This window comes from Chryseobacterium sp. 2TAF14 (assembly GCF_052115105.1).
Taxonomy (GTDB): domain Bacteria; phylum Bacteroidota; class Bacteroidia; order Flavobacteriales; family Weeksellaceae; genus Chryseobacterium.
The window spans coordinates 1-7,704 of record NZ_JBFRGA010000130.1 but is presented as its reverse complement, the minus strand read 5'-3'; the positions used below and the strand labels follow the sequence as shown (position 1 = coordinate 7,704).

The following is a 7,704-nucleotide window of genomic DNA, read 5'->3' as shown; positions in this document are numbered from 1 at the left end:
CAGTTGGATAGCTTAATTCCGGCATCCAAAATCTCTACATTGACTCAGGGATTCTTTGTCGGAGCAGTGTCAGATAATTTTGATGAAAGAATCGAACAAAAGATCTTTCACTCAGAAATAGTTGTCGATAGTGCTAAACTAAATGCGCAGGAAAAATTGTATAAAAAGATACCTGAAATCAGATCGTTTCTTGACGAAGCCGGAAGTGATTGCATGAAAACAGAAATCGATACAAATTACAAAAATATCAAATCTAACATCGTTAGCATTATCTCAAAAGAAATGGACAGAATATCTCATGATCCGGATCTGCAGCATCTTTTAACAAAAAAATAAAAACCTCATCTGTTCTTTGGAAGCAAATGAGGTTTCTACTCTTGTTTAATCACCCTCAGTATTTAAAAAATGTTGATGAAGATTTTCACTGATCATCGTTAAAAATTTGGTTGGTCCTTGTTTTCGGTTTCGAATTTCAAATATTGTTTTATGAAAATTACCTAGATCGGTATCAAATGATTTTTCAACAAATTTGATGACCTCGCTCAATTCTATATTACCTCCGTTGAAACATCTCATATGATATAGGGCATAAACAAGTTCGATCAATCCCACTTTTGAGGAAGACCAAACAAGCGGTGATGTTACTTTAGAACTCGCATTTTCATTTAAATTTTCAATCTGTTTTTTTAGATACTGATCAAATTTCTTATAGGCAATAAATCTGGCAATCAAATGATCATGCGAAGTCGTAAAACTGGTGTCAAAATTGTAAAAGCCCAAGGATAGCTTCATCTTTAAATCATATGAATTTCTTACAAATATTTTGTGATCGAGATAGGTAGCTTCTCTGCGATAGTAGCTGTAAAATTCCGATTGTTCTGAATAAAAAGACTTTAATTTTTCTTGTTCCGCTTCGTAATATTTTTTTAGAACCTTGCTGCCAGCGTCAGGCCTGTGAGATTCAATATCCAGGATCGTGGAGTAATAAATATACTTTGATATAAACTGAGGTTTTAGTTTTTTAAAAAAATATACTTCCTCAGCAATGTTTTCAAATTGATGCTTCGAAATCATTTCTTTCAATATTCTAATCGATTCATCAATGAGTATCAAGGATTTTTCTGCAATTTTCACCATATCACCGTCGTCATTATAGACCTCATTGATTTTCAATTCCAACTCCTCACCCAGTTGCATTGTTTTTCTAAAAATAGTTTTTGTTACCATGTCCTTTTTTTAGAAATTTACAAAAAATCCTCTGGTATAAAAGTTAGCTTATACCTAAATCTTGTTTGCGTTTTTTAATATAATCCGTAGGACGAATTCCGTTGATTTCGAAGAATAGATTTGAAAAGTTTTGTCTCGCCGCAATACCACATTCTTCAGCTAATGCTTCAATGGTATAATGTAAATACTTATTATTGGTGTTAAGAAGATTGGTTATATAGTTGATTCTTAGCTGCGCCATATATTTATTGAAATTCATTCCTTTATTCTCATTAATATAAATGGAAAGATAATGCGAATTTGTATTCAGCCTATTGGCAATGCTTTTTTGAGTCAATCCCTTTTTTCGAAACTGCAATTCATTTTCAAATTTTTCAAGTTTCTCTTTGATCTCAGCAGTCATTTTAGGAGTCAGAAATGTTTTTCTTAATGAATTTTCGGAAGGTTCTTCTACAGCTAAATTACTCATGTTATAAGTTCCCTCAGCAATTCTTTTTTGAAGAAGATCGTATTGTTTTTTTATTTTTCGATCGTTTATAGAACGTATAATTAAAAATGCCAGTAACAATGCTCCAGAGACAATTATAATTTTTGCAAAAAGTATTTTTCTTCGGCTTACATTTTCGATGTTATTTTTCGCCTCTAGTATGGACTGACGATCATAATCCTTATGAAGATTTAAAGACAGATAAGGATAGTCTTTCGATAGCAAACTGTCTGCTTCAAGAAGCTGATTTGTATAATAAAGTTGCTTTTTAAGATCTCTTTTTTTATAATATTCAATAAGATAATTATAGCTGGGATAAACTTCAGGGGATAAAAAATGTTGTTTTTCGAAGATCGAGTCAATCCAGCTGTAGTATTGGATTACTTCCTTTTTTCTATTTTGAGCTTCAAAGGATTTACCTAAATAGAAATACACTACAGAAACCCAGGAAAAATCATTTCGCCTTAAAATAGCGGGCAACGATTGGGTCAGATCTTTGATAGCACCCTGATAATTTTTCTTATGATATTTTAGGATGCCTATTTCTTTTAAAAAGTAACTGTTTTCCAAAACAAAGTCTTTATCATTTAAAGATAGTTTATATCCAAGGTGATTTAAACTGTCGCAGGAAGCATAATTTTTTAAAAGTCTGCTGACAACTGACATTTGATGGATACTGTTTAAATAAGCTTTTTTATAATTGAACTGAAGATTCTCATGCAGAGCCTGATGGAGTTCTTTACTGTAGAAACTAGCGCAATCGTTAAAATGCTCCCAAGCTTCCTGATAATAACCCAAATGCTCCTTGACAACTCCCAGGTGATAAATTATTTTATGATGATGATATCCGTCTTTCGATCCTTTTGAAAGTTCATATGCTTTTAAGTATTCTGAAAGGGCTGATTTGTAATTTTTGAAGTAGTAATAGTAAATCACTCCTTTGCTGAGATGGTCTTTGCTTACATCGTCTTTAGTGCCATACTGAACGCTGATCGCAATCGCACTGTCTGCATATTTCAATTTGTTGATATAGTCGAACTGCCTGCCATCTCTATATCCTTGCATCAATTTCAGATAATTTTTTTCTTTCTTTGCTTTTTCTATATAAGTGTTTACAAATGACATCGCCCGTATGTCATCAATAGTCATCTTCTCATAATGATTTCTGATCTTCTCAAAAGTATTTTCTGTTTTTTGTTGTGAGAATACCAATTGCGAAAACGCAGAAAACAGTATGAGAAAGCAATTTAACTTTTTCATATACCTATTTTTTAGAACCTCACCATTTCAAAATTAATCATTTTACTTTGAAATAAATATGAATTCAAGCCAACGAGATCCTAGACAAAATAATTTTCAACATACAATTGATTATCAAAACATTATATATATTTCTTAAACGGTTCAATTTTAAAATCGAGACGTATTTATTTTAAAATTGCGTCTCAAAGCTGTTTTTTTCTGAGGATCTGTCGGATAACTTTGACCTCAGAATTCTAAATCAATCCGGCGCCGGGATAACCAGAAAAATTATTAAAATGAAAAAATTTATCCCAATTTTTAGCATGGCACTAGCCGCACTCTGTACACAAAACTGTACTCATAGAGATGAAGATACTATAACTGATAAAAGTCCAAAAGAAGAAATGAAAAACAACCTCTTAATGAAATCCGATTCTGCCAAATCACCGGAACAGATTATAGACCCCGATCCTCCGGTGAGAGACGGTGATAATTGGCGGCATCATAATAATAATTAATTAATTTTTATGACCTATGATTCCCCATACCTCCATATCAGTTGTCACAGGCTTACCATGTCCGGAAAGCGGCATTTGGGAAAGTATGGGGAATTTCAAAACGACAATAACCTTGTTTAAAGGCGAACCAATGCCTGATTATTGCGGCAAGAAAATAAAATGGAGATTGATTCAGGTGTGTTGAATAATCTTATAAAAAAGCCATGAAAAATATGTCTAATATCATCACCATAGCTGTCAGTTCCTTCTTTATATTGTTATTTGTATATGCTGGTGTCAGCAAGCTGGCCGATTTCGAAATGTTTCAGGTACAGTTGGCACAGTCTCCAATGTTTGGAAACTATAGCAATTATGTTTCATACACAACAATCGCTTCTGAGCTTCTAATTGTTCTTCTGTTATTTTCAAAAAAATTTCGATTGGTTGGGCTCTACGCATCTTTAGGTTTGATGTCAGCGTTTACGATCTATATTTATTTAATCTTGAATTATAGTGATTCTATCCCCTGCTCCTGTGGTGGAGTTTTGGAAAAGATGGATTGGAATACGCATCTTATTTTTAATGGATCCTGTGTTGTCTCGGCAATCATTGCAATTTTTGCTGCCACATCAAAAAGTAAAACAATAACAGCTGGATTTAGTACCCTATTTATAGTAGTTCCAATGCTGTTGGTCGTTATCTTATTTTATTTGCAAAAGAATGACAATCAAGGGAATTTCACGAGAAAGATATTACCTATACTGGCTGAAGAAAAAAAAACACTCCAACTTCCTACAAACAATTATTATTTTGCAGGTCATCATGGGGATTCACTGTTTTTAGCAAATCATAAGACACCATTGCTCATTTCGACAATAGTGCCCGACTTTAAATCTGTTAAGGTCGATACCATCAGGTTGGACAATTACAATTACAAATTCGTCAGTGTAACAATCAATGTGCTCTATCCGTATTTCAGTGTTTCGGATGGAAAAGTACCGGTCATTTTTGAAGGAAAGATGCCTTCTCTTATGGCTTATCATAGCGGTATCGATCGGTTGTATTTTTCAAGGCTTTATATGTTGGCTCCAAAGCAATATGTCTTTAAAACGATGTTGGTCAAAACAATGGAAAGCGAACTTGGCATTCTGAACACAGCTTCTAAGAATTATATCATCAATCCTGATGTTTTGCAAAAAAAGGCAGATGGTGTCTTTGACACCGATGGAGATATTACTATCGATCGCAAAAACGAGCGTATCCTCTATACTTATCTTTATCGTAACGAAATGATTACAACAGACTTTCATCTTGAAAACATTCACCGGAAGCATACTGTTGATTCTTTATCCACGACTGCGATCGAGACAAAAACATTAGAAAACGGGCAGACAAAACTTTTAAAATCACCTACAGAGACCAATCGAATGCAGAGTATAGCTGAAGATAAACTTTATAATCTGTCAAAAATAAGAGCAAAAAATGAATCGTATGGAATCTTCAGAAAAAACGATGTCATCGATGTATACGATGTTTCGACGAAAAAGTATAAGTACAGCTTCTATATAAAAAACGAAGAAAGAATAAAGATCAGAGGAATCTTAGCTACAAAACATCATTTGTATGTATTATTGGGTAACAACATTACCAGATATTCATTTAAATGATATCTGTCGGCCGACGGAGCAGGGATTGCCGAAAACCTGTTGATTTAGAGTAGGCATAACATCAAATTTTTTTAACATGAAAAATTACATTTTACCGGCAGTTTTGATTCTGATAGGAACAGGAACTGCATTCGCTACTCAAAAGGCGAAAAGCGATAAGGGAAACTTCGCTACGAAACAAGGCTATATCTTTAATAGCGCAACAAACCAATGGGACAGAAGCATCATGTGTCAAGATGACTCTGATGTCATCTGCACCGTTAACGGTTTGCCGACTGGACAGCAGGTTTTTGGAACAAGTGGTCCGGAAGTGGATCATCCTGAAGCAGAAACAGTCAATGTGGAATTGTACAAATTAGGCAATTAAAAAGAGCTCCCGAAAGGGAGCTTCTTTTACTTTGTAACAGGAATAATCCAGTCTGCCGGTTTTTTGTTTTTTAAATAATAATCAAACCATTGCCATGTTTTTACATTGAGATCCAATTGATTTGAAGGATTGAAAACATTATGTCTTTCATTGACATACTCCAGCAATACAGCCTTTTTCTTTAATCGCTTCAGCCCAAGGAAAAACATTTTTGATTGAGCAGGCGAAATGTTTGGATCCTTTAGTCCTGTCCAAATCAATACCGGCGTATTGACGTTTTTCAAATGATAAATCGGTGAGTTTTCCAAATAGTTATTCCAATCGTCGAAAACATTATTTTTCATTCTGAATTGCTGGCTTTCCACCCTCAAATAGTTTGGTACAGGAATAAATTCTGAATTACTCAGTCCAGTGCTGATCAGATCCGAAACCATCACTCCGGCCACTCCGGTTTTGAAATATTTTGATTGGGTCAAAGCCAAACCCGTTTCATAGCCCCCGTATGACAATCCAGTGACGCCTATATTCTTGTCATCGACCGAAGCTAATCGTTTAGCGGAATCAATGCTTTTTTCTAAAGATTTTATCACACTGTTTTTAATAGCAGCAGTCTTATACTGTAGGTCAGGAAGAAGAACAATATAACCATTCATCAGATAATGTACATAATTAAATCCAACCGTTGACGTTAAATAGGGCGGTAAAAAATAACAGAGATCATGTGACTGCTTTTCATAGATGTTGACAACCATCGGATATTTTTTTTGCTCGTCATACCCCGAAGGAAACAGCAAAGCTGCGTTTGATGTACCAAAGGCTGTTTTGTATTGAAAGATTTTATATTTCATACTTTGCAGAACCGTCTTTTCAGTTTTTAGGGATTCATAAACCACAGTGTATTTTCCATTTTTGAATTGGGTAAGTTTGAAAGGCTCCAGTGCAAAATCAGAAGTGAAAAATATCCCTTTTTCGTAAGGTATCATCTCTTTATATTTTTGCTGCTGGTAAAAAACCGTTTTATTATTTTTGATAGAATATCTGGCAAACCCTGAATCATAGGTGGAATTGTCAAAAAGTTTAAACGTCAGCTCTTTTTTCGGATCAATTTCTGTATTTTTTGCATTCCACGAAGATTTGGAGTATTGATCTTTGGATAGTAAGAGTTTGTATTTGATATTTTTCTCCTCTCCTTTGGTGATTCTCTTTACTTGATGAGTTTTTAGATCAAGAAAATAGTAATCATATTGATTAGACAGTAGAATGGCGTCTCTGTTTTTAACCCGGATGGGATGTATTTCAGGAATATTCCCCAAACCATTGTGTTTATCACTCACCCATCCTCCCTGATTCAATGCCAATAGTTCCTCCTCTTTGCCCGTTCTTACATGATGACTCATCCAACCTTTTTTTCCGAAAAAAATAAACTGTTCTGTATCACGATCCCATAAGTAATTTGTTTCATCAGCTCTTTTTTCATGAAGCATATATGAACTCTTGCCGTAGTCTAATACTAATTCCAAATCAAGGATAGCATTTTGATGATTTTCAACAACATCACTGCTTTCGTCAAAAAGTATAAAATCTCCTTTATCATTTAAAAATTTATAAACAGGCAGATTTTTTTGCGCATCGGGTTGATATTCCCATTGTTTCTTTTTTATATTGTAAATACCCAGGTGAAAATTTAAAAACTTGTCTTTGCTGCTTTTGTTGGAATAGGTGATTTTTAATTCTGGATTTTGTTTGCTATTAAGCTTAGATTTTAAATACAATGGAAATATAAAATGCTCGTCTTCCCGCACCTCAAAATAGGTATTTAATGCCGGTACAAATTCAAAATTTTCAGGACTGCCTATGACTTGTTTAGTCAATTGATTGGATGGCAGGTCTACAATGTTCAATTCAATTTGTTCTCTTTTGATTGTGGCGCAATAAATCTTGTTTCCATAAGAAGATATCCATTCAATATCGTTAGCGAGCTTTATGGTTTTTAACCGATGATCTTTCAAAGCCATAATTCCCAATTGATTACCTGACGTATAGATCAAATGATTTGATCGCTCATCCAGCTTATACCTGCTGACAGAGTTTTCTTTCCATAGCACCTTACCGTCTTTTGAAGCGAGTAGTAAGGCCTTAGCGCTTACATCAAACAATATGGCTTTATCATACCGCTTAGAAATAACAACCCCATAATTACCTGCTATATCTCTACAT

At 34.2% G+C, this 7,704-nt stretch carries 6 protein-coding genes and 1 pseudogene; 4 read left to right on the top strand and 3 right to left on the bottom strand.

Annotation, left to right across the window (positions count from 1 at the left end; translation table 11 throughout):
* A pseudogene (locus AB4Y90_RS12805) lies at positions 1 to 336 on the top strand (conjugal transfer protein TraG); the annotation flags it as partial.
* A gap of 45 nt (positions 337 to 381) precedes the next feature.
* On the opposite strand, the gene AB4Y90_RS12800 reads toward AB4Y90_RS12805, so the two are convergent.
* Both AB4Y90_RS12800 and AB4Y90_RS12795 read right to left on the bottom strand, forming a co-directional pair.
* Positions 382 to 1,227, bottom strand: a complete 846-nt coding sequence (locus AB4Y90_RS12800; protein ID WP_441557958.1) for an RteC domain-containing protein — start codon at positions 1,225 to 1,227, stop codon at positions 382 to 384.
* A 43-nt stretch (positions 1,228 to 1,270) separates the two neighbouring features.
* Positions 1,271 to 2,974, bottom strand: coding sequence for a helix-turn-helix domain-containing protein (locus tag AB4Y90_RS12795; RefSeq protein ID WP_441557957.1), 1,704 nt, complete (start codon positions 2,972 to 2,974; stop codon positions 1,271 to 1,273).
* A gap of 278 nt (positions 2,975 to 3,252) precedes the next feature.
* Here AB4Y90_RS12795 and AB4Y90_RS12790 point away from each other — a divergent pair, with 278 nt between their 5' ends.
* From AB4Y90_RS12790 to AB4Y90_RS12780, 3 genes are all read left to right on the top strand, one after another.
* Positions 3,253 to 3,474 carry a hypothetical protein gene (locus AB4Y90_RS12790; protein ID WP_441557956.1) on the top strand — a complete coding sequence of 74 codons (222 nt, stop codon included), beginning with the start codon at positions 3,253 to 3,255 and terminating at the stop codon, positions 3,472 to 3,474.
* A 212-nt stretch (positions 3,475 to 3,686) separates the two neighbouring features.
* Positions 3,687 to 5,120 carry a MauE/DoxX family redox-associated membrane protein gene (locus tag AB4Y90_RS12785; protein WP_441557955.1) on the top strand — a complete coding sequence of 478 codons (1,434 nt, stop codon included), beginning with the start codon at positions 3,687 to 3,689 and terminating at the stop codon, positions 5,118 to 5,120.
* Between the two features lie 76 nt (positions 5,121 to 5,196).
* Positions 5,197 to 5,487 (top strand): DUF6520 family protein, encoded by a 291-nt coding sequence (locus tag AB4Y90_RS12780; protein WP_441557954.1) that lies wholly within the window; start codon positions 5,197 to 5,199, stop codon positions 5,485 to 5,487.
* Positions 5,488 to 5,513: 26 nt separating this feature from the next.
* On the opposite strand, the gene AB4Y90_RS12775 is transcribed toward AB4Y90_RS12780, so the two are convergent.
* Positions 5,514 to 7,704 (bottom strand): alpha/beta hydrolase family protein (locus AB4Y90_RS12775; RefSeq protein ID WP_441557953.1); only part of this gene is annotated, 2,191 nt, incomplete at its 5' end.